Below are 22,076 nucleotides of genomic sequence, written 5' to 3'. Positions count from 1 at the left end.
TAAAAAGAAGGAAATTTTATGAAAAAATGGCTCTTGCAATTTGTTCAACTTGCGAAGCAGGCTTTGATTCGACACCCGGTTGAGCTTTTATTGGTGGCAATTTGTGGTGCAATCCCGATTTTTGCCCCTGAACCCAAGGCGATGATGGAGCGTTATGCCGACTTTTTGCTATGGGCGCCAATGGCGTTTATGTTGGTTAATTTGACCCATGGAAATAAATATTATCGTTTGAGTATTTTTATTCCTATCGCGTTTGGAGTGTTGGCGACATTGGTTGATCTTAACGATTTCACACAAAGTGCGCGTTTCGGTATTTTAAACCTTGCCGTATTAGTAATTTTCTTGTGTAAAAACGTGGCAAAAAACAACCGCACTTTTATGAGCATCTTGCTCAATAATATGCTCAATGCTGTGATTGCCACATTGTTTGCGCTGATCATCGGTGGAATAGGCAACGGATTGGCAGCAGCCATTCAAGCATTATTCCATGTGGATATGTATGCCTTGTCGATGTATTCTCGGATTTGGTTAGTGACGTGGTGGTGGATTTTCCCACTGGCATATTTAAGTTTGTCGCAACGAGAAAATCTCTTTAGCGGGCGTTTTAATGAATTAAGCAAGATTCTGCTAAACTGGATTTTATCCCCTGCGTTGGTGATTTATACTCTGATTATTTACGCTTATGCAGTGTCGATTTTGATCCAAGGTAAAATGCCGGAAGGCATGATCGCCAATGTGGCATTTCCTTATTTGATGTTTGGCATTGTGCTTTATACCTTGCAAATCCTGTTGGATAACGAAAAATGGCAGAAGTTTTATCGTCTGTTGCCGTGGCTCAATTTATTGCCGTTGGTGATGTTGTGGTATGCCATGTCTATTCGCATTCAGTATTATGGCTTGACCCAAGATCGCGTGTATTTACTCATGGGGGCTGTGGTTCTTGCATTATGGAACTTCATTTTGCTCGTGCCGAAAATTAGACAATATCGTCTTCTTGCCGGCGTGCTGTTGCTAGCGTTATTAAGTAATGCTTTTGTGATTGACGCAAACCAAATCGCTTACGAAGATCAATTGGCTCGTTTTGATAATTTTGTAAAAACTCAACAATTATTAGATAGCAATGGCAAATTAACTGAAGAGCACATTAAACAATGGACAGCGACTCGAGGAAATGATGCTAAATTGTCTGATGAATTTCGCAATAGAACTTATGCAGTGTTGTTACGAGCAGATGAACAATGGGTTGAGGAATTCAAACAACATTATGGTATTCCGAAAGAAAAATCGCTTTATGAATGGTTGCCTGAATCGAATGGTTATCAAGAGGAATTAGTGTCTTATTTTGAGATTGAAAATAAACAAGAGCAGTTTATGGACATTCAGAATTACAACCGTTTCCTGTGGCTTAACGGTGAAGTAGCAGATCGTCGATTTACCATTAGTGAGCTTAATTCAAAAGAAGATGATTGTCAGATTGGATTGGAAGCGGTTTTAGATTCGCACGGCAAATTAAATGGTGCTTATGTCAAATGCGGAGATTTCTTGCGCAACAATAACCCGCCGGATTTTTTGTTAAAAATACAACGAAAAGAGGGTGGAGAATACGTTACATGGAATCTTGATGCCTATTTGCGTGATTTGTTTGCCCGACACAATTTGGATATTCACAAAAAATACACTAAAAATGAGTTGGCCATCTTAACAAAAGACGCTAAACCTTATGTAGTACTAGGTGACGTAGTGGTCTTTTTTGATTATTTAACTATTGAATATGACGAAAGAGGTGACTACAAAGGTTATGCCGCACAACGGCTATCCATTAACGGCGTATTCTATAAATAGAAGATAAAAAAGTGCGGTGATTTTTCACCGCACTTTTTGTTTATCGTTTTGCTTTCTTAATAAACTTCATCAAACGTTTACGTTTACGTAATTGGTTCGGCGTGAGTTTATTGCGTCTGCCGGCAAACGGATTGTTGCCTTCTTGGAATTGCAGACGAATCGGCGAGCCGATAATTTTCAAGCTACGACGGAAATGGTTGGATAAATAACGCTTGTAGGAATCCGGCAGTTTATCCACTTGGTTGCCGTGAATCACGATAATCGGCGGGTTGTAACCACCCGGGTGGGCATATTTCAATTTCACCCGACGACCGCCAATCATCGGCGGTTGATGCTCATCCACCGCAATTTGCAGAATGCGGGTAAGCATGGATGTGGTCATTTTCTGCGTCGCACATTCGTAGGCTTCTTTGACCGAATCAAATAAATTACCAACACCGCTGCCGTGTAAGGCTGAAATAAAGTGCACGCGGGCAAAATCAATAAAATCTAAACGACGATCGAGTTCGGATTTCACGCGATCTTTGACATCGGTGTCTAATCCATCCCATTTGTTCACCACAATTACCAGAGAACGGCCGGCATTTAAAATAAAGCCGAGGAGGGACAAGTCTTGGTCGGAGATGTTCTCACGGGCGTCAATAACCAATAGCACTACGTTGGCGTCTTGAATGGCTTGTAATGTTTTGATTACAGAGAATTTTTCTACCGCTAAATGCACTTTACCGCGTTTACGCACACCGGCTGTGTCGATTAACGTGTAATTTTGGCCATCACGCTCCATTGGGATGTAAATACTGTCGCGGGTGGTGCCTGGCATATCGTAAACCACCACGCGATCTTCACCTAAAATGCGGTTAGTCAAAGTGGATTTGCCTACATTCGGGCGACCTACAATGGCGATTTTAATGTTTTGTTTATCCGGTGTTTGTTCTTGCGCCAGTTCTTCATCTAAAAGTGCGGTGTCTTCTTCGTTTGAAAAATCGAAATCTTCATCCCATTCGTCAAATTCAGTCGTTTCAGAAGAAACATCCGTGGTTTCGACCGAACTTTCTTCTGTTTTTTCTGCGTCTTCTGCCATTTTTTCTGCTAATGGGGTAAGCACTTGCTCCATTAAGCTCGCGATACCACGGCCTTGAGAGGCGGCAATTTGCGCAATTTCACCTAAGCCTAATTGATAGAACTCTGCGCAGTGGGAATCAGCATCAATGCCGTCCACTTTGTTGGCAACCACCACGGTGGTTTTGTTTTGGCGTTGGCGCAAATAGTTTGCAATGCCGATATCTGCTGACGTTAAGCCGGCACGGGCATCCACTAAGAATAAAACGATGTCTGCTTCTTCAATGGCAAGCAACGATTGCTCCGCCATTTTTTCTTCTACGCCTTCTTCCGTGCCGTCGATACCGCCGGTGTCAATGACGATGAAATCGTGTCCGGCAAGATGCGCTTGGCCATATTTACGGTCGCGCGTCAGACCGGGAAAATCAGCGACTAATGCATCACGGGTGCGGGTGAGACGATTGAATAGGGTTGATTTGCCCACATTTGGGCGACCCACCAAGGCAACTACGGGAGTTGTCATAAAAACCTCTTATAAATGAATGTGCCATGGGATCATTGATATCGGCACTTGAAAAATGACCGGCATTATAGCGGATTTTGCTCATGATGAGAAATGACACGGCTTTTGCGGAGGTATTTATTTTTAAAAGTGTCTTGAAAAATTCTACGGAAGAATGTGAATTCAAAGATAAATGCAGGTAAGAATGATTTTATTGATAAAATTGGCGGAACGGACGGGACTCGAACCCGCGACCCCCTGCGTGACAGGCAGGTATTCTAACCAGCTGAACTACCGCTCCGAATTAGAATAGATAAAATTGGCGGAATGGACGGGACTCGAACCCGCGACCCCCTGCGTGACAGGCAGGTATTCTAACCAGCTGAACTACCACTCCGCACAGGTGAGGTGCATAATAATGGCGACGGAGCATTCCGTCAACTTTTTTTTTCTCTTTGGGGCTCACTTGTTTAATCGGTGAACGATTTGTTTAGTGCAAGGTTTCTTCTTGAGATTGGCGCGTCCACAAGCAATTATCTTTGCTCTTTTTATTGATTAATTTGAGGTATTCCAAATGCGCCTGCAACTCGTCTTCAGTGGGGGTAAGTAAGCGTAAATTGTGTGAAAAAGCCACCGCACTTTGTATCTGCTGTTCGTTAACCTGTTGAATAATTTCTGATTCGTTTTCATCAAAAAGACTGGTTTGCCCGCCTGTCATGGCAAGGTAAACGTCTGCTAGAATTTCCGCATCCAGTAACGCGCCGTGCAGGGTTCGTTTACTGTTATCAATGCCTAAACGGTTACATAGTGCATCCAAGTTATTTTTCTTACCCGGATACATTTGACGCGCCATCGTGAGGGTATCGGTCACTTGGCAAATATCGTTGGTTTTTATCGGTAAATTGAGTTTGGCAAATTCATAATCCATGAACCCTACGTCGAAGGGCGCGTTGTGAATCAACAACTCAGCACCTTTAATATACTCAATAAATTCATTGGCAATTTGACTGAAATCCGGTTTATCCGCAAGCATTTCATCGGTGATGCCGTGTACTTTAATCGCTTCAGGATCAACGGGACGATTTGGCTTGATGTAAATATGAAAATTATTACCGGTGTAACGACGATTGATCATTTCCACCGCGCCGATTTCAATAATGCAATGGCCTTCATAGTGGGCGCCTAACTGGTTCATACCGGTGGTTTCCGTATCCAGTACAATCTGGCGATTCGGGTTAATTTGAATACTCATAACTTGACTTTTTATCCGCAAAAATTTCGGGTATTATCGCCCCATTTAAAATAAATTAGTAGTCAATATGCGCAAACAAATTGAAATTTTCACCGATGGATCTTGCCTTGGCAATCCTGGCCCGGGCGGCATTGGCATTCTGTTACGTTACAAACAACATGAAAAACAACTGTCCAAAGGTTTCTTGTTAACCACCAATAACCGCATGGAATTATTGGCCGTGGTGGAAGCGTTAAATAGTTTGAAAGAACCTTGCGACATTCATTTATACAGTGATAGTCAATACATGAAAAACGGCATCACACAATGGATTTTCAACTGGAAGAAAAACAATTGGAAGGCGAGTAGTGGCAAACCGGTCAAAAATCAAGATTTATGGATTGCGTTAGATCAGGCTATTGCTCGCCACAATGTGGATTGGCGCTGGGTAAAAGGGCACGCGGGACATCGTGAAAATGAAATTTGTGATCAACTGGCAAAACAAGGCGCCGAAAATCCGACATTGAATGATGAGGGCTATCAGCCGGAAACGTAAATCTTCTTAAAAACAGACCGCACTTTATACGATAAAATATAAAGTGCGGTTTGTTTTTTCTGTGTTTTTAATTATTGTCGTTGGACGTATGTGCGATAGCTAAAAATTCCTCAAAAAACGTTGGGAATGTTTTGGCTGTACAGTCCGGATCCAAAATGGTGACCGGCGTGTCAGATAACGCCACCAAGGCGAAACACATTGCCATGCGGTGATCGTTATAGGTTTCGATTTCTGCGGCCTTAAAATCTGTTAATTTTAAGGGTTGAATACGAATAAAATCTTCGCCTTCTTCCACGTCAGCACCCACTTTGCGTAGTTCGGTTGCCATGGCGGTTAAGCGATCCGTTTCTTTCACCCGCCAGTTGTAAATGTTACGAATCACGGTTTCCCCGTCGGCAAACAACGCAGTCGTGGCAATGGTCATGGCCGCATCAGGAATATGGTTCATGTCCATATCCACACCGTGTAACAGAGCTTGTTCTGCTTCAATGAAATCCTCGCCCCAGGTGATTTTTGCCCCCATTTTTTCTAACACATCAGCAAATAAACGGTCGCCTTGAATACTGTTTTTGCCGATGCCTGTGACTTTCACTTTGCCTTTAATGGCACCTGCCGCCAAGAAATAGGACGCAGAGGAGGCATCGCCTTCTACCAAGAAAGTACCGGGTGATAGATAAGATTGTTTGCCTTTCACGATAAAGCGTTGATAGTTTTGGTTTTCAACTGCCACACCGAAGATTTTCATCATGTTAAGGGTGATGTCGATGTACGGTTTGGAAACTAAATCACCAACAATTTCAATTTCACTGTCGCCTTCTGCAAGGGGAGCTGCCATTAAAAGTGCGGTTAAAAATTGCGATGAAATGGAGCCGTCGATTTTAATCGAGGCACCACGCAAACCGGTGTTACGAATGGCAATCGGTGGGAACCCCTCGTTTTCTAAATAACGAATGTCGGCACCAGCCTGTAACAGCGCGTCGACTAAGTGCTGAATCGGGCGCTCTTTCATGCGCGGCTCGCCGGTTAAAATCACTTCATTTTGTGCGGAAGCGCCTTCACGCGCCAAACAAAGTGCCGCTGCTAACGGGCGCATGGCGGTGCCGGCGTTACCTAAAAATAACGCTAAACCGTCATGCCATTGAAAGGCGCCACCTAAGCCCTGTACCTCGCAGACGGATTTATCGTCAGACAGCGAATATTGCACGCCGAGGTGTTTTAAGGCGTTGAGCATATGGCGGATATCATCGCTGTCTAATAAATTCGTGACGTTGGTCGTGCCTTGAGCCAACGCAGCCAATAATAAGGCACGGTTGGACAGACTTTTCGAGCCGGGTAGGTTGATCGTGCCTTCCACATGATGGATCGGCTTAAGCGTAATGGAAGTGGCGTGTTGCATAAATCGTCCGTTATAAGCCTAAAATATCACTAAGTGCGGTTAAAAAACGCTGATTTTCTTCCGGCAAGCCGATGCTGATACGCAAATGGTTTGGCAAACCGTATCCAGCTAGCGGGCGCACGATCACGCCTTTGCGTAACAGTGCTTGATAAATCGGTGCGGCAGGTTGCTGCAAATCCAACATTACAAAATTGCCTTTGGACGGCACATAACGCAAGCCTTTTTCATCAAAGAAGTTTTGCAATAATTGCAAGCCGATTCGATTATTTTCTGCCACTTTGGCGACAAATTCATCGTCTTGAATGGCTGCGGTGGCTGCGGCAAGGGCAAGACTGTTGCAGTTAAAGGGTTGGCGTACACGATTTAACAAGCCCGCAATTTCTGTCGAGGAAACGGCATAACCGATGCGTGAACCGGCTAATCCATAGGCTTTGGAAAGGGTGCGGCACACGATCAGGTTCGGATATTTTGCTAATAAACCGAAAGAATCCACCCGTTCGCTCTGCTCGGTAAATTCTACATAGGCTTCGTCCAATGCCACGATCACTTGCGGTGGCACTTGGGCCAAAAAGCCAGAAATTTCTACCGCACTTGAGAAGGTGCCTGTCGGGTTATTTGGGTTGGCGAGGTAAATTAATTTTGTTTTTGGCGTGATGGCGTTTAGAAAAGCTGCCAAATCGTTACCGTAATTTTTTGCCGGAATTTCTACCCGTTTGGCATTCAAGGCTTGACTAATCAACGGGTAAACAATGAAGCCGTATTGAGAATAAATCACTTCGTCCTGCTCGGAGGCAAAGGTGTGGGCGATGAGTTCAATTAAATCGTTAGAACCGTTACCAAGCGTGATTTGTTCAGGCTGTAAGCCGAATTTTTTAGCTACTGCTTGTTTGAAATAAAATCCGTTGGAGTCGGGGTAAAGATGAAGGTTGTCTAATTGTGCTTGGATAGCTTTTTTAGCACTGGGCGGTAAACCGAACGGATTTTCGTTGGATGCGAGTTTGATGATGTTTTTAATGCCTAATTCGCGTTCTAATTCTTCAATAGGTTTGCCGGCTTGATAAGGTGAAAGCGCTTTTACGCCTGCATTGGCACGATCAAGATATTGCATAAGATGCTCCGAGTAGTCATAAAGAAAAAGAAAGTGCGGTAGATTTTTACGATAAATTTCGACCGCACTTTTAAGAGGGTTATGCGTTTTCTTTCGCAAATTTTTGCATAAATTGAATCAATGCTTGTACGCCTTCAATCGGCATGGCGTTATAAATGGACGCACGCATACCGCCTAACACTTTGTGTCCTTTTAACGCTTGTAACCCTGCTGCGGTGGCTTCCGCAACGAATTTTGCGTTCAGTTCGTCATTACCGGTCGTGAAGGTGACATTCATTAAAGAGCGGTTGGCTTTTGCCACGTTATTTTGGTAGAAATCGCTACCGTCTAAATAATCGTACAACAATTTGGCTTTTGCCTGATTGCGTTGTTCGATTTCCGGTAAGGCACCGATAGACAATAAATGTTTGAACACTAAAGCACATAAATACCACGCGAACGTTGGTGGCGTATTGATCATGGAATCGCTGTTTTTCTGCGTTTCATAATTCCAAATGGATGGCGTGGCTTTACGGGCTTTGCCAATTAAATCATCACGCACGATAACAATGGTGATCCCTGCCGGGCCAAGGTTTTTTTGCGCGCCGGCGTAAATTAAGCCGAATTTGCTGATGTCTATTTTGCGGGAAAGAATGGTAGAGGAGAAATCGCCCACTAAGACAGCGTTACCAACGTTCGGCACATCAAAAATTTCCACGCCACTGATGGTTTCATTCGGGCAGTAGTGAACGTAATCGTATTGTTCGGCAATATCGCTAAAATCGAGAGATTTGACTTTGAGTTCATCGCCCGCTTCTAAAATGTTGATTTCGTCAATTTCACCAAAAGAGCGGGCCTCTTTCGCTGCGGTGGCAGACCAGTGTCCGCTGTTTAAATATAACGCTTTACCATTTTCACGCAATAAGTTCATTGGGATGGCAGCGAATTGACCGCGTGCACCACCTTGTAGAAATAACACTTGGTAGTTTTCAGGAATGTTATAGAGTTTGCGAAAATCCGCTTGGGATTGGGCGATTAATTCCATGAACAATTTTCCGCGGTGACTCACTTCCATAACCGAGGTGCCTTGCCCCTGCCAATTTAATAATTCTTGTTGTGCTTGTTCTAAAACCGCTTTGGGCATCATTGCCGGACCGGCACTGAAATTAAATACGTTTGCCATGGGATTTCCTCTGATTTAGTGAAAAATTGACTTCAGTTTTATCACCTCACCGTTTTCTAATCAATGATTTTTACGGAAATTTTTTGAATTTATCGGGAGGGGAAATAATCCCCTTTTAAAACAGGGAATTTTTTGACGAAATCTACAAAAAAGGCTACATTATCGCCAATTCATTTTTACTATAAGGGAGCAAATCAATGGAAAACGTCAACAAGTCTTTTCAGGATGTTTTGGAGTATGTGCGTATGTATCGCTTAAAAAATAAACTATTGCGCGATATGGACGATAACAATCGTAAGATTCGCGATAACCAAAAACGGGTGTTGTTGCTAGAAAACTTAGATCAATATATTCGTGATGATATGTCGATTCGAGATGTACGTACTATCATTGAAAGCATGCGGGATGATTACGAAAATCGTGTTGATGATTATATTATTCGCAACGCTGAATTATCTAAACAACGCCGCGAAATCAGTAGCAAAATGAAAAATCAAATTAATCCTTCCTGTGAATTTGCTAAAAAATCGTAAACCTTACTATTTAATTTAAAGAAACGCTGACTGAGTTCAGCGTTTTTTATGGGGTTTATTGAGAAAATAAGATAAAAATAGACCGCACTTTGAATCCCAAAATCAAAGTGCGGTCTTTTTTTAGGTGTTTTTAACCCACCACAAACGGCAGATAGCTGGCGCGGATAGCGAATGGGATGGACGTAATGATTACGCCAAGAACTAAAACGAGCATCAATGTTACTTTTCCGCCCCAGACTTTATATGGCAAATTCGGGTGAATGCGGCGCGCTTTCCATACCAGCGAAACCGGAAGAACCACGGCATAGAAAGCAAACATTTGACCCGCGTAACCTAACGCTAAAATGAAACCTTGTGGGTAGAACAACGCGAAGATGATTGGTGGGATGAACGTCATTAAACCCAAGGAAAAACGCCCTGCATTGATGTTAAAGGAACGTTTTAATAAGTCTTCAATACATTCTAATAAGCCAAGCCCCACGCCCAAGAATGAGGTGATTAACGCCAAGGTGGAGAAGATCTTCACGGCGTTTGCCATCATACTGCTTTGGGTGATGGTTAAGGTGGCGGTGACTAAGCCGTTCAACGTGGCATCTTGTTGCAAGATTTGTAGAAACTCATTTTGTGTGAGCAAACCGTGGGTGGAGAGTTGCCATAAAATGTAGGCGAACAAGGTGATACCGGAACCCACTAAAATGGATATGCGTAAGGCTTTGACATTACCGCCGAGGTATTTGTTTAAGCTTGGAATAGAACCGTGGAAACCAAACGCGGTGAAAAATACCGGGCTGGCGGAAATGATCAGCGCATTATCAATGGGCATTGCCATCAAGTTGTCGAGTTTAATTTCCGGCAACATCAAACTTAACACCATCACGAATGTGGCAATCATCACAAAGAACAACACGCGGTTAATTTTATCTACGCTGTGCGTACCGATAATGATAAACGCGCCAAAGAAAAGGGTGAAAATCAATACGGCGACTTTGCCGGAGGTATCACGATCAACGATGGTTGGCAGTGTATCGGTCAACAAAGAACCGCCGCCGCTGATGTAGGCGGCAATGAGCGCGTATAAAAAGACAATTAATACAGCGGTGGAAACAATCCGTCCCGGGCGACCGAAATATTGCTCTGCCAATGTGCCGATGCCGGCGTCACTTGGTGCAGTTTGGTAAAGTTCAACGAACAGCAACGCACTAAAGGTTAAAAGCGTCCAAAGCCCAAGTAGAAGAAATAAGGTGGCGCCAAAACCAATGCCGGCGGCGGTTAACGGCATGGCTAACATGCCTGCGCCAATCATGGTACCTGCTACGAGCAGCGTACTTCCCACTGTTTTATTCATAGATGTTCCTTATTGTGTATTTAAAAATTGACACTGATTGTATTGTAAATTTTACACTATGTAAAATAAAGAATGTGATATGACTCACAAAATGTTAATTTTCTATGAAGTTTTAGAGTGGTTTGTCTATGTTTTGGAACCTTGATTTACTAATGAACCTTTGCCATGATATGGATAAATGACTTTCAAAAGCTTGATGTATGACATATCAAAACAACATTATGCTTTTGGTTGTTGTGTAATGAATTGTTTACGGTGTAATGGTGAAATCACGTTATTGGATTAAAATAGTGAGATGGTAGTTATTTGAAAGGACAGGAAAATACCCGTCATTAAGGATATTTCTAGGTTAAAGTGCGGTTAGAAAAACGAATGGATTTTTAACCGCACTTTTGGCTTTATAAAAGAAGCATCAAGAAATGTCGGGGAATTGCTCTTGCATTAAGGCTTCAAAATCGGTGCAACCGCCAATGGATTTGTCATCAATTAATACCTGTGGCACAGTTTGTACCGGTTTGCCGATAATTTTTGCAATGTCTTCTTTTGTCATGCCCTGTTCGATGATGTCGATGTAACGATAATCAAAATTTTCCACGGCATTTTTTAGTTTTTCGGCTAAGTTTTTCGCACGTACGCAATACGGGCAACTTAAACGCCCATAAATAGTAACAAACATAATTTTTCCTTGTTGTGATTAATCAGTAGCACGATTCTACGACCTCTCTAAAAAAGAATAAAGGGGTTTTGGGGAGGGCGAGTAATTAGTGTAAGATAGGAACAAATTTGATATTTGTTACAGTAAGGAATGTTTATGTCTGAGAAAAAACTCACTTCTTCGACGTTAGATTGTATTTTAGCCCACCGTTCAATTCGTCAATTTATTCATGAACCCGTATCTGACAAGGTGATTGAGCAGCTTGTAAATGCGGCACGTTTTGCTTCTACATCTAACCATTTGCAATGTGTTTCTATCGTGCGTATCACTGATCCGGCTATTCGTGAGCAAATGATGGCGTACAGTTCCAATCAGGAATATGTGAAATCCGCACCGGAGTTTTGGGTGTTCTGCGTTGATTTCCATAAACATAAACAAATTTGCCCAACAGCACAGTTGGATTATGCGGAAGTGTTGCTCATCGGTGCGGTGGATACCGGTATCATGTCGCAAAATGTCTTGTTAGCGGCGGAAAGTTTAGGACTCGGTGGTGTGTATATCGGTTCTTTGCGTAATGAAATGGAAGCGGTCGGCAAGTTGTTAAATCTGCCGGAACATTGTTTACCGATGGTTGGCATGTGCTTGGGATATCCGGATCAGGAACCACCGACTAAACCACGTTTGCCGAAAGAAACCTTGTTCTTTGAAAACGCCTATCAGCCGTTGGATACCGCCAAACTTGACGAATATAACGCCACCGTCGCGGAATATTATCGTCAGCGTAGCAACATTGACATGGATTGGTCGCGTAATGTGATTAAGAGTTTGGATAAACCGATTCGGCCGAAAGTGTTGGCTTATTTGCAACAACAAGGTTTCATTAAAAAGTAATTTTGTATGAAGTTGTTAATGTTGTGTCGTGAGCCGCGTTTATATAGCTGTCAGCGGCTAAAACGTGCGGCGGAAGAAAACGGGCATCAAATGGATATTTTGGATCCGAATCGTTGCTTAATAAAACTCCGTAAAAATCCACCGCACTTTGCGTTGTATTACCAGGCAGATCCTGAAAGTGAAGCACAATTATTACCGCAATATGATGCGGTCTTGCCTCGTTTTGGCACGACCAGTATGCTCATGGGCTGTCGCGTGTTGCACTATTTTCAGGCATTGGGTATTCCTTGTCTGAATAATGTAGAGGCTTTTCGTCATGCTCGAGATAAGTGGCTGAGCCTGCAGATGTTATTACAACATGGCATCGCGGTGCCGGATTCTTTACTTGCCGGCATGGAAGTGGAGGCCAATCATGCGGTGCAACACATTGGCGCACCGACCATCTTGAAAACCTTAAGCGGTTCGCAAGGTATCGGTGTGATTTTGGCGGAGCGGGCACAAAGTGCGGTCAGTATTTTGGATACATTAAAGCAATCGGATGTACCCGTGTTGTTGCAAGAATTTGTAACGGAAGCCAACGGCACCGATTTACGCTGTTTCGTGATTGGCGGACGGGTAGTTGCCGCGATGCAACGTGTCGGGCAGAACGGCGAGTTTCGCGCAAATTGCCACCGTGGTGCCACTGCGGAAAAAGTGATACTGACCGAACAGGAAAAGCAAATCGCTTTAAATGCCACGAAAGCCTTGGGCTTGGATGTTGCCGGGGTGGATTTAATTCGTTCGGCAAATGGCCCGTTGGTGCTGGAAGTGAATGCCAGCCCGGGGCTTGAAATGATTGAGAAAACCAGCGGTATTAATATCGCGTTGCAGATGATTTTATATTTAGAGCAGAAAACCCGTAATCAAGTGGGAGTAATAAAATGATTATTTATTTACATGGTTTTGATTCCAGCAGCCCCGGTAATCATGAAAAAGTCATGCAGTTAAAATTTATTGATGACGACGTGCGTTTTATCAATTACAGCACATTACACCCGCGTCATGACATGACTTTTTTGCTGAATGAGGTGCATAAACTGGTGTCTGAATCGAAAGACGAAAAACCGTTGATTTGCGGTGTAGGGTTGGGTGGCTACTGGGCGGAGCGCATCGGTTTCTTGTGCGGCATTAAACAGGCAATTTTCAACCCGAATTTATTCCCGCAAGAAAATATGACGGGCAAGATCGATCGTCCGGAAGAATACGAAGACATCTCTACTAAATGCGTGGAAAATTTCCGCATGAAGAATAAAGGTCGCTGTCTGGTTTTTTTATCCGTTGAAGACGGCGTGCTGGATTCTAAACGTAGTGTGGAGGTTTTATCCCCGTATTACGACATTGTGTGGGATGAAAACGAAAGCCATAAATTCAAGCAAATTTCTCATCATTTACAGCAAATCAAGGCATTTAAAGAAGCGTAAGGTTTTGAGATAAAAAGAAGGGTAGCATTTCGCTACCCTTTATTTTTGTTTTTTAACCGAATTCCGGATTCTTGTTATTTAACGGGAAATTCGGCGGTAATTGTGGACTGGCATCATCTTCGCTCAGCGGCGCAATTTCCGGTTGCGTTTTAAATTCTTCTGCCGGCGTGGCATTTTTTTCTTTGCCTAATAATTGCGGCTGTAATTTTATAAAATTGCTGTTTGGCGCTAACCAAATGCCGGCAAATAAGCGGCTAAATTCCGGATCAAATTCATGATCTAAAATCGAGTCGTTTAACATGAAATAGCCTTTATCGGGCAACGCAATGTAACGCAATACATCGTTTGGTGAGAAATCCGGGAAAATAGCCTGCATGTCTTTTAGCCATAAATCACTTTTTGCTTTATCCGCTTTTAGAAATTCCATTTCTTTAATTAAGCTAATCGCAAAATTTTTACCTTCAACGGGCTTTTCATATTTGAAGGAAAGCATGATAGGCAATTGATTTTCCTGATATGTACCATCTTCGGTCGCCAAATCAATGGAATAAACCAAGAACGGCCCCCAGTTATAGTCGGCAGTGCCCACATTGACCCAATGGGCTGAAAGTGCGGTAGGAAATAAGCTTAAAATAAACAGCAGCGATTTTAATTTCATAAACAATCCGTCATAAAAATTTATGTGGGCGATTATAGCAAAAAAGACGGGAAATGATCCCGTCTTCTTCATTCATAACTTAATTTAACGCATCACGTTATTTTAAGCTGCCCACCATATCTTCCGGACGCACCCATTTGTCGAAGTCTTCCGCAGAAACTAAGCCAAGATTAATGGCTTCTTCGCGTAAGGTGGTACCGTTTTTGTGTGCAGTTTTCGCAATTTTCGCCGCATTTTCATAACCGATATGGGTATTAAGTGCGGTGACCAACATCAATGAATTTTCAAGTTGTTGTTTAATGCGTGGGTAGTTCGGTTCAATACCGGTTGCGCAGTGTTCGTCGAAAGAAACACAGGCATCTGCCAACAATTGAGCGGATTGTAAGAAGTTCGCAATCATTACCGGATTGAATACGTTCAATTGGAAGTGACCTTGAGAACCAACGAACGCGATAGTGGTGTCGTTACCAAACACTTGTGCGCACACCATGGTCATGGCTTCACATTGGGTTGGGTTGACTTTACCCGGCATGATGGAAGAACCCGGTTCATTTTCAGGGATTAAAATCTCACCGATACCGGAGCGCGGGCCGGACGCCAATAAACGGATGTCGTTAGCAATTTTGAACAAGCTCATAGCAAGTTGACGTAATGCACCGTGAGTTTCCACGATAGCATCATGTGCTGCCAACGCTTCAAATTTATTTTCTGCGGTAATGAACGGAAGACCGGTGAATTTAGCAATGTATTCAGCCACTTTCACATCATAGCCTTTCGGGGTGTTCAAACCGGTACCCACTGCCGTGCCGCCAAGGGCTAATTGGCGTAAGTGCGGTAGGGTATTTTTCAGTGCAAGTAAACCGAAGTGTAATTGCGCTGCATAGGCAGAGAACTCTTGACCTAATGTTAATGGGGTTGCATCCATTAAGTGCGTACGACCGATTTTCACCACGTCTTTAAAGGCTTCAGATTTTGCTGCAAAGGTTTTTTGTAAACGTTCTACGGCAGGAATAGTGGTTTCGACAACTTTTTTGTATGCGGCAATATGCATTGCGGTTGGGAAGGTATCGTTGGAAGATTGGGATTTGTTCACATCATCATTCGGGTGAATAATGGATTTTTCGCCCAATTTGCCACCGTGTAAAACGTGAGCACGGTTTGCCACCACTTCGTTCACGTTCATGTTGGATTGTGTACCGGAACCGGTTTGCCAAATTACTAACGGGAATTGATCGTCTAATTTATTTGCTAAAATTTCATCGCAAGCTTGTGCGATTAAATCACGTTTTTCAGCAGGCAACACGCCTAAATCATGGTTGGCGAATGCCGCCGCTTTTTTCAAATAACCAAAGGCTTCGATGACTTCATGTGGCATAGATGCCGCAGGACCGATTTTGAAATTGTTGCGGGAGCGTTCGGTTTGAGCAGCCCAGTATTTGTCTGCCGGAACTTGAACTTCACCCATGGTGTCTTTTTCAATACGAAATGCCATTGTAATTACCTCTTATTGATTATTAATGAAAAGTCAACCAGATTTTAACACCGCCTGACTCATCTATGAACTGAAATTACAAACAGAAAATCGGTTTTGTGACTTAGATCATAAAGTGCGGTCCGTTGGCGGCGGAAAGGTTTCGGAAATTAACATTTTATATTTAGCCCGATTTCCGCTAAAATCTTGCAATTCATTTTTCCTAATTTGGACGTGTTATTTATGCCGAAAAACGCGCAATTTTACCTGCTTTCCGACAGATCTCCTGCGCAGTCAAATTTGTCTGCTGTGGAAAGCCTTGCTTGCGATTTAGCGGCATCCGCTTGGCGTTTGGGAAAACGTGTTTTATTGGTGTGTGAAAGTGAAACCCAGGCGCTCAATATTGATGAGGCGTTGTGGCAAAGAGAACCCGACGAGTTCGTTCCGCACAACCTTTCCGGCGAAGCCACCACGTATGCCACGCCTATTGAAATTAGTTGGACGGGCAAACGCAATGCGCAAAGCCGTGATTTGCTGATTAATCTGCAACCGCAACTGCCGGAATACATTAATAGTTTTAACCAAATTATCGACTTTGTTCCTGTGGAGGAACAACCAAAAGCCTTGGCGCGTGAGCGTTATAAACAACTGAGACAGTTAGGCTGGGCGTTGAGCACGGAGCAGGCATAACGATATAAAAAAACTCCCATCTTTACCAAAGAGGAGGGTTACAAAAAACGCTTAAAAAACTGACCGCACTTTTATGAACGACATTACTTTCTACCAACGCTTTGAAGCCGATATTCTCGCCGGGCGCAAAACTATCACGATTCGAGATAAATCTGAAAGCCATTTTAAAGCAGGCGATATTCTACGTGTTGGTCGATTTGAGGATAATCAATATTTCTGCACGATTGAAGTGTTAAGTGCATCGCCGATTACCCTTGATGAACTGACGGAACAACATGCGAAGCAGGAGAATATGGGATTGGATGAATTGAAAGAAGTGATTCGGGAGATTTATCCGAGTGAAGAGCAGTTCTATATAATTGAATTTATATGCAAATAGATAAGATTAAATATAACAATTTATCAGCAAGGAAAAAAGAAATCTTTAATTTTCAAAAACTGGCTTCTATTTTTGCTGACTACGGTTTTAATTGCATTAAATTAAGTGATGATTGGGAGGGAGCAGATTTCCTTGCATATCAGGATTTAATTACATTAAAAGTTCAACTTAAATCAAGCATTATGATTTCTAAAAAATATCTCGATAAAGATTTATATATAGCTTTTCGCATAGATGATCGAGATATAAATTCTGATTGGTGTTTAATTAAACATGATATTCTTGTAAAAATTATCAAAGAAAAATTGAATTGGTTGAATACAAGCAGTTGGATAGAGAAAGGAATATATAGAGCGGGACAAGTGCCTAAAGGTATCTTATTAGAATTAGAGAAATATATTATTAATAATAAAGGTTATTTAAATCTATAATTATTGTAGGGTGGGCGAAAGCTCACCATTTCAATTAAATATCGGTGGGCTATAGCCTACCCGACAATAAAGAGAGCATCAATGACACAAAAATTCGAAATGGCAGACCGTTTTAATCCGTCTGCGGTAGAACAAGCCCTTTATCAACATTGGGAAGAGAGTGGTTATTTTAAACCGTCTGAAAATGAAAATGCGCCGAGCTATTGCATTGCAATTCCTCCACCGAACGTCACTGGTTCCCTACATATGGGGCATGCGTTCCAGCAAACTTTGATGGATACCTTAATCCGTTTTAACCGTATGGAAGGGCATAACACCTTATGGCAAGCGGGGACAGACCATGCGGGGATCGCGACCCAAATGGTGGTGGAACGTAAAATTGCCGCAGAAGAAGGCAAAACCCGCCACGATTATGGTCGTGAAGCGTTCATCAACAAAATTTGGGATTGGAAAGCCTATTCAGGCGGCACAATCAGCCAACAAATGCGCCGTTTAGGTAACTCCATCGACTGGGAACGTGAGCGTTTTACCATGGACGAGGGTTTATCCAATGCGGTAAAAGAAGTATTTGTTCGCTTGCACGAGGAAGGGTTGATTTACCGTGGCAAACGCTTGGTGAACTGGGATCCAAAACTGCACACCGCAATTTCCGATTTAGAAGTGGAAAACAAAGAGAGCAAAGGCTCCCTTTGGCATTTCCGTTATCCGTTAGCAAACGGTGCAAAAACGGCAGATGGTAAAGATTATTTAGTGGTGGCAACCACGCGTCCGGAGACCATGTTGGGCGATACGGCGGTGGCGGTGCATCCGGAAGATGAGCGTTATCAATCTTTAATCGGTAAAACGGTCGTTCTGCCACTGGCTAACCGTGAAATTCCGATTATTGCCGATGACTATGTGGATCGTGAATTTGGTACCGGTGTGGTGAAAATCACTCCTGCGCACGACTTTAATGACTATGAAGTGGGTAAACGTCACAGCTTGCCGATGGTCAACGTGTTAACCTTAAATGCGGATATTCGTGATGAAGCGGAAATTATCGGTACTGACGGCAAACCGCTTGCCGGCTATGAAGCAATGATTCCAGCTGATTTCCGTGGTTTAGAGCGTTTCGCTGCACGTAAGAAAATCGTGGCAGATTTTGAAGCGCTAGGTTTATTAGACGAAATCAAACCACACGATCTCAAAGTGCCTTATGGCGACCGTGGCGGTGTGCCGATTGAGCCGATGCTAACCGACCAATGGTATGTGAGCGTGAAACCGCTTGCTGATGTGGCGATTAAAGCGGTGGAAGACGGCGAAATCCAATTCGTACCGAAACAATATGAAAACCTTTACTTTTCTTGGATGCGTGATATTCAAGATTGGTGTATTTCTCGCCAACTTTGGTGGGGACACCGTATTCCGGCGTGGTATGACGCGGAAGGTAACGTGTATGTGGCACGTAACGAAGCAGAAGTGCGGTCAAAATACAACTTAGATTCTGCGGTTGAACTCAAACAAGATGAAGACGTGCTAGACACCTGGTTCTCATCAGGCTTATGGACGTTCTCCACTTTAGGTTGGCCGGAGCAAACCAAAGAACTCAAAATGTTCCACCCAACGGATGTGTTAATCACCGGCTTCGATATCATCTTCTTCTGGGTTGCGCGTATGATTATGTTTACGATGCACTTCGTGAAAGATGAAAATGGCAAACCACAAGTGCCATTCAAAACCGTGTATGTGACCGGCTTAATCCGTGATGAACAAGGTCAAAAAATGTCGAAATCGAAAGGTAACGTGCTCGATCCAATTGATATGATTGATGGTATTAGCCTTGAAGATTTACTTGAAAAACGCACCGGTAACATGATGCAGCCACAATTGGCAGAGAAAATCGCCAAAGCGACTCGCAAAGAGTTTGCTGAGGGGATTGCTGCTCACGGCACAGACGCATTGCGCTTTACACTAGCCGCATTGGCTTCAAACGGTCGCGATATCAACTGGGATATGAAACGCTTAGAAGGCTACCGCAACTTCTGTAATAAATTGTGGAACGCAAGCCGTTTCGTACTCACCAATGACAAATTAGATTTAAGCCAAGGCGAAATCGAATTCTCCGTGGCAGACCGCTGGATTCAATCCGAATTCAATCGCACAGTAGAAGCTTTCCGCAGCGCATTAAGCCAATACCGTTTCGACCTTTGTGCAAATGCGATTTATGAATTTACCTGGAACCAATTCTGCGACTGGTATTTGGAACTCACCAAACCGGTATTTGCCAACGGCAACGCAGCGCAAATTCGTGCAACAAGCCAAACCTTGGTTCATGTGTTGGAAAAATTGTTGCGTTTAACACACCCGCTCATGCCATTTATTACCGAAGAAATTTGGCAAAAAGTGAAAGGTTTCATGGGTATCAGCGCAGATAGCATCATGTTGCAACCTTTCCCGCGCGTGGAGGAAAACGCGTTTGATGCCGAGGCTGAAACAGAGATCAATTGGCTCAAAGAAGTGATTGTTGCCGTGCGTAACATCCGTGCCGAGTGCAACATTGCACCAAGCAAAGGCCTCGATCTGTTATTCCGTAATATTCCAGCTGACGAGCAAAAAATACTGGAAAAACAGACCGCACTTTTACAAGCCATGGCGAAGTTAGACAACGTCAGCGTACTTAAAGAGGGCGAACAAGCGCCATTAGCCGTAGCGAAGTTAGTCGGCAACACCGAAATCCTCGTGCCGATGGCAGGTTTCATCAATAAAGAAGCCGAGCTTGCCCGTTTAACCAGAGAGATTGAAAAATATCAAAACGAAGTTAAACGCATCGAAAGCAAGCTCAGCAACGAAGCTTTCGTCGCCAAAGCCCCGGAAGCGGTTATCGCCAAAGAACGCGAAAAACAAGCCGAATACCAATCCGGATTAGAAAAAATTCGTGAGCAGTATAAGGCGATTGAAGCGCTTTAACGCTAGCTATAAAAAACGTCGGTTTCTCCGACGTTTTTTCTTTTCAGAAACTAAAAGTGCGGTGAATTTCCACCGCACTTTTTTAACTTATCTTTTTCATCTGCATTTCCAATCCCATGAAAATAGGATCGACAATTTCATCAGGCAACCCATGGGTATTTATTTCACTGACTCTTGGATATAGTGCACAGATCTCATGCAAAATGTCTTCTACGGTTTCCTTTGCCAAGCCGGCAAGTTTAGCAGTATTAAAAATGTGCCGGAGTTGTATTTTATCCCATAAATAATGTTTATTTTCGCCGTGCCACGCCATTGCCATTTTGACTTTTTGCTTTTGTAGTCCGTTGTGTTTGATGAGCGGATAGGCGGACATCACGTCATAAAAAGGCGTTAGGCGATAGCGATTCTCTTGTTCCAAAAATAAACTGAAATTTTTGCCATGGCCGTCAATGGCACAAAGTAACCAAAAAATAATTTGCGCTTTAAAAAACTGCTTGCGATCTGCTTGGGCGCTGGATGAACCGTTGAGAAGCGACATAATTTGAAGAATGCTTGGCCCGCCGTCATTTTCATATTTTCGCGCAGGGGCGATGTTGAGTGCTTGGCACATATCTTCCTGTGGTAAACGAATTAGCCAACTTCTATTTTCAGACCAACGGCGATCAAAGCGTTCCACAATCAGTACTTTCATTTCACCGAAATGCTGAATTTGGCTTCGAGGAACCGGCAAACCGAAGGCTTTCATAAGATTCAAGCAAAGCCATTCATTTTCACAGCTACTGGAAAGATCAATTTGCCCTTGTGCCACCATACCAATCGGGAGTTTAAAAATATGGCTGGTCGCGGTGGAGTGCAAAGGGCGCTGCCATTGATTTTGGTAATAAAGGAGCGCTGTTTTTTCCTGAGCGCCGGCTAAAGAAATTCGGAAATCCTCGCTTTCTTCCATGCCGAGAGGAAAAGTGCGGTAGTTTTTCAGCACGTTTTCCACCTCTTTGTCATTTAACGGTTCTGCATAAATTTGACGTACCGAGCGGCTCTGCCCCTGATAAAGCTGAATTGCACCTATACAATCCTGTCCAATCGCGGAAAGCAAATCAAATGGGGATTTCGTTGAGGTTTGGAAACGTTGTTGAATGCGTGAGCGGATCTGCTCGTTGTCCGGGAGGAGATTATCGAAGAAATTGTAAACGGAATCTCCTCGATAAATTTTGTGTGACAAGGGCAGTGACAATGAAATAGGGCGCGAGCGAACAGATTCAAGCCATTTTTCTGCATACTGAAATTCAGTGGCGCCACTGGTGAGTTTTCGCCATTCACCAACTAACAAGCCATTCATGGCAACGTTTAGAATCGAGTTACTCATCACCATGCCTCATCGTCATCGTATGTTGCTGTTGGCTCTTTGATTGAATGGGCAGTATCAGATGACTTTTTACGTGGTTGCACAATAAGCTCTAGTTCTAATCCTGCCAGAATTTTAAATAGTGTTTCTAACTTAGTACGCTCCGGCTCATTTTCAAACGCTGAAATTCTAGCTTGGGTCGTTCCGGCGAGTTTAGCAACATCAGTTTGTGACAGGTCGCCTTGATAGCGAAATTCCCGAATTACATGAGAAAGCATTTTTGCGGTGGTAATAACCATTTTTACTCCTTATACGGCATAGCGTATGGAATTCACTTTATGCTTTATGGAGTATAATTTTTATTTTATATCCTGTAAAGTATAAATTATGTTTTATATCTTATGAGATATAAAACATAA

The 22,076-nt window shown here is 43.2% G+C and carries 21 protein-coding genes and 2 tRNA genes; 10 read left to right on the top strand and 13 right to left on the bottom strand.

The window, feature by feature from the left end; genetic code table 11:
• The first annotated feature begins 18 nt into the window (after positions 1 to 18).
• Positions 19 to 1,842: a DUF4153 domain-containing protein gene (locus tag J5A60_RS06355; RefSeq protein WP_212509823.1), complete on the top strand. Its 1,824-nt coding sequence runs from the start codon at positions 19 to 21 to the stop codon at positions 1,840 to 1,842.
• Between the two features lie 40 nt (positions 1,843 to 1,882).
• On the opposite strand, the gene der is transcribed toward J5A60_RS06355, so the two are convergent.
• The 4 genes from der to dnaQ form a co-directional block, all read right to left on the bottom strand.
• Positions 1,883 to 3,424, bottom strand: a complete 1,542-nt coding sequence (der, locus tag J5A60_RS06350) for a ribosome biogenesis GTPase Der (RefSeq protein ID WP_212509822.1) — start codon at positions 3,422 to 3,424, stop codon at positions 1,883 to 1,885.
• A gap of 203 nt (positions 3,425 to 3,627) precedes the next feature.
• Positions 3,628 to 3,704, bottom strand: a tRNA-Asp gene (locus J5A60_RS06345).
• 19 nt (positions 3,705 to 3,723) lie between these two features.
• Positions 3,724 to 3,800 (bottom strand) — tRNA-Asp (locus tag J5A60_RS06340).
• Between the two features lie 93 nt (positions 3,801 to 3,893).
• Entirely contained in the window at positions 3,894 to 4,655 is a 762-nt protein-coding gene (gene dnaQ / locus J5A60_RS06335; protein ID WP_212509821.1) for a DNA polymerase III subunit epsilon, read from the bottom strand.
• A gap of 67 nt (positions 4,656 to 4,722) precedes the next feature.
• Here dnaQ and rnhA point away from each other — a divergent pair, with 67 nt between their 5' ends.
• Complete coding sequence (gene rnhA, locus J5A60_RS06330) at positions 4,723 to 5,190, top strand: ribonuclease HI (protein WP_048750227.1); 468 nt, start codon at positions 4,723 to 4,725, stop codon at positions 5,188 to 5,190.
• A 67-nt stretch (positions 5,191 to 5,257) separates the two neighbouring features.
• Here the strand turns inward: rnhA and aroA are convergent, their stop codons facing one another.
• From aroA to serC, 3 genes are all read right to left on the bottom strand, one after another.
• A complete protein-coding gene (aroA, locus tag J5A60_RS06325; RefSeq protein ID WP_212509820.1) occupies positions 5,258 to 6,586 on the bottom strand; it encodes a 3-phosphoshikimate 1-carboxyvinyltransferase in 1,329 nt (442 codons plus the stop codon).
• A 10-nt stretch (positions 6,587 to 6,596) separates the two neighbouring features.
• Entirely contained in the window at positions 6,597 to 7,694 is a 1,098-nt protein-coding gene (hisC, locus tag J5A60_RS06320) for a histidinol-phosphate transaminase (RefSeq protein ID WP_212509819.1), read from the bottom strand.
• A gap of 79 nt (positions 7,695 to 7,773) precedes the next feature.
• Complete coding sequence (gene serC / locus J5A60_RS06315) at positions 7,774 to 8,856, bottom strand: 3-phosphoserine/phosphohydroxythreonine transaminase (protein ID WP_212509818.1); 1,083 nt, start codon at positions 8,854 to 8,856, stop codon at positions 7,774 to 7,776.
• A 197-nt stretch (positions 8,857 to 9,053) separates the two neighbouring features.
• On the opposite strand from serC, the gene J5A60_RS06310 reads away from it, so the two are divergent.
• Complete coding sequence (locus J5A60_RS06310; protein ID WP_212509817.1) at positions 9,054 to 9,389, top strand: DUF496 family protein; 336 nt, start codon at positions 9,054 to 9,056, stop codon at positions 9,387 to 9,389.
• Between the two features lie 130 nt (positions 9,390 to 9,519).
• Here the strand turns inward: J5A60_RS06310 and J5A60_RS06305 are convergent, their stop codons facing one another.
• Positions 9,520 to 10,734 (bottom strand): aromatic amino acid transporter, encoded by a 1,215-nt coding sequence (locus J5A60_RS06305; protein WP_212509816.1) that lies wholly within the window; start codon positions 10,732 to 10,734, stop codon positions 9,520 to 9,522.
• Positions 10,735 to 11,146: 412 nt separating this feature from the next.
• Positions 11,147 to 11,410, bottom strand: coding sequence for a GrxA family glutaredoxin (locus J5A60_RS06300; protein ID WP_212509815.1), 264 nt, complete (start codon positions 11,408 to 11,410; stop codon positions 11,147 to 11,149).
• A gap of 135 nt (positions 11,411 to 11,545) precedes the next feature.
• On the opposite strand from J5A60_RS06300, the gene nfsA reads away from it, so the two are divergent.
• From nfsA to ycfP, 3 genes are read left to right on the top strand one after another with little or no spacing between them, the layout of a single operon-like run.
• The gene (gene nfsA, locus J5A60_RS06295; protein ID WP_212509814.1) at positions 11,546 to 12,280 is read left to right on the top strand and encodes an oxygen-insensitive NADPH nitroreductase; all 735 of its coding nucleotides are present in this window, start codon (positions 11,546 to 11,548) and stop codon (positions 12,278 to 12,280) included.
• A 6-nt stretch (positions 12,281 to 12,286) separates the two neighbouring features.
• Positions 12,287 to 13,204, top strand: coding sequence for a RimK family alpha-L-glutamate ligase (locus J5A60_RS06290; RefSeq protein ID WP_212509813.1), 918 nt, complete (start codon positions 12,287 to 12,289; stop codon positions 13,202 to 13,204).
• Positions 13,201 to 13,740 carry an alpha/beta hydrolase YcfP gene (ycfP, locus tag J5A60_RS06285; RefSeq protein ID WP_212509812.1) on the top strand — a complete coding sequence of 180 codons (540 nt, stop codon included), beginning with the start codon at positions 13,201 to 13,203 and terminating at the stop codon, positions 13,738 to 13,740. The genes J5A60_RS06290 and ycfP overlap by 4 nt, the downstream gene beginning before the upstream one ends.
• A 52-nt stretch (positions 13,741 to 13,792) precedes the next feature.
• Here ycfP and J5A60_RS06280 read toward each other — a convergent pair whose 3' ends face one another.
• Both J5A60_RS06280 and fumC read right to left on the bottom strand, forming a co-directional pair.
• On the bottom strand, positions 13,793 to 14,398 hold the full coding sequence (locus J5A60_RS06280; protein ID WP_212509811.1) for a hypothetical protein: 606 nt from the start codon (positions 14,396 to 14,398) through the stop codon (positions 13,793 to 13,795).
• A gap of 97 nt (positions 14,399 to 14,495) precedes the next feature.
• Positions 14,496 to 15,890: a class II fumarate hydratase gene (gene fumC / locus J5A60_RS06275; protein WP_109128058.1), complete on the bottom strand. Its 1,395-nt coding sequence runs from the start codon at positions 15,888 to 15,890 to the stop codon at positions 14,496 to 14,498.
• Between the two features lie 222 nt (positions 15,891 to 16,112).
• Between fumC and J5A60_RS06270 the strand changes: the two genes are divergently transcribed.
• The 4 genes from J5A60_RS06270 to J5A60_RS06255 all read left to right on the top strand — a co-directional run bounded on the left by J5A60_RS06270 (position 16,113) and on the right by J5A60_RS06255 (position 20,315).
• Positions 16,113 to 16,559: a DNA polymerase III subunit chi gene (locus J5A60_RS06270; protein WP_212509810.1), complete on the top strand. Its 447-nt coding sequence runs from the start codon at positions 16,113 to 16,115 to the stop codon at positions 16,557 to 16,559.
• A gap of 73 nt (positions 16,560 to 16,632) precedes the next feature.
• A complete protein-coding gene (yqfB, locus tag J5A60_RS06265; protein WP_212509809.1) occupies positions 16,633 to 16,938 on the top strand; it encodes a N(4)-acetylcytidine aminohydrolase in 306 nt (101 codons plus the stop codon).
• Entirely contained in the window at positions 16,929 to 17,369 is a 441-nt protein-coding gene (locus J5A60_RS06260; RefSeq protein ID WP_212509808.1) for a hypothetical protein, read from the top strand. Before yqfB ends, J5A60_RS06260 begins: the two co-directional genes overlap by 10 nt.
• 81 nt (positions 17,370 to 17,450) lie before the next feature.
• Positions 17,451 to 20,315, top strand: a complete 2,865-nt coding sequence (locus J5A60_RS06255; protein ID WP_212509807.1) for a valine--tRNA ligase — start codon at positions 17,451 to 17,453, stop codon at positions 20,313 to 20,315.
• Positions 20,316 to 20,397: 82 nt separating this feature from the next.
• Here the strand turns inward: J5A60_RS06255 and J5A60_RS06250 are convergent, their stop codons facing one another.
• Together J5A60_RS06250 and J5A60_RS06245 are read right to left on the bottom strand one after the other, a co-directional pair.
• A complete protein-coding gene (locus tag J5A60_RS06250) occupies positions 20,398 to 21,678 on the bottom strand; it encodes a type II toxin-antitoxin system HipA family toxin (RefSeq protein WP_212509806.1) in 1,281 nt (426 codons plus the stop codon).
• Positions 21,678 to 21,956, bottom strand: a complete 279-nt coding sequence (locus J5A60_RS06245; RefSeq protein WP_109063854.1) for a helix-turn-helix domain-containing protein — start codon at positions 21,954 to 21,956, stop codon at positions 21,678 to 21,680. Before J5A60_RS06245 ends, J5A60_RS06250 begins: the two co-directional genes overlap by 1 nt.
• Positions 21,957 to 22,076 lie beyond the last annotated feature (120 nt).

The sequence above is a fragment of the Aggregatibacter sp. oral taxon 513 genome (genome assembly GCF_018128305.1).
GTDB classification, from domain to species: Bacteria; Pseudomonadota; Gammaproteobacteria; order Enterobacterales; family Pasteurellaceae; genus Aggregatibacter; species Aggregatibacter segnis_A.
Note: the sequence above shows the minus strand (reverse complement) of the source record. Positions and strands in the feature narration are given on the sequence as shown.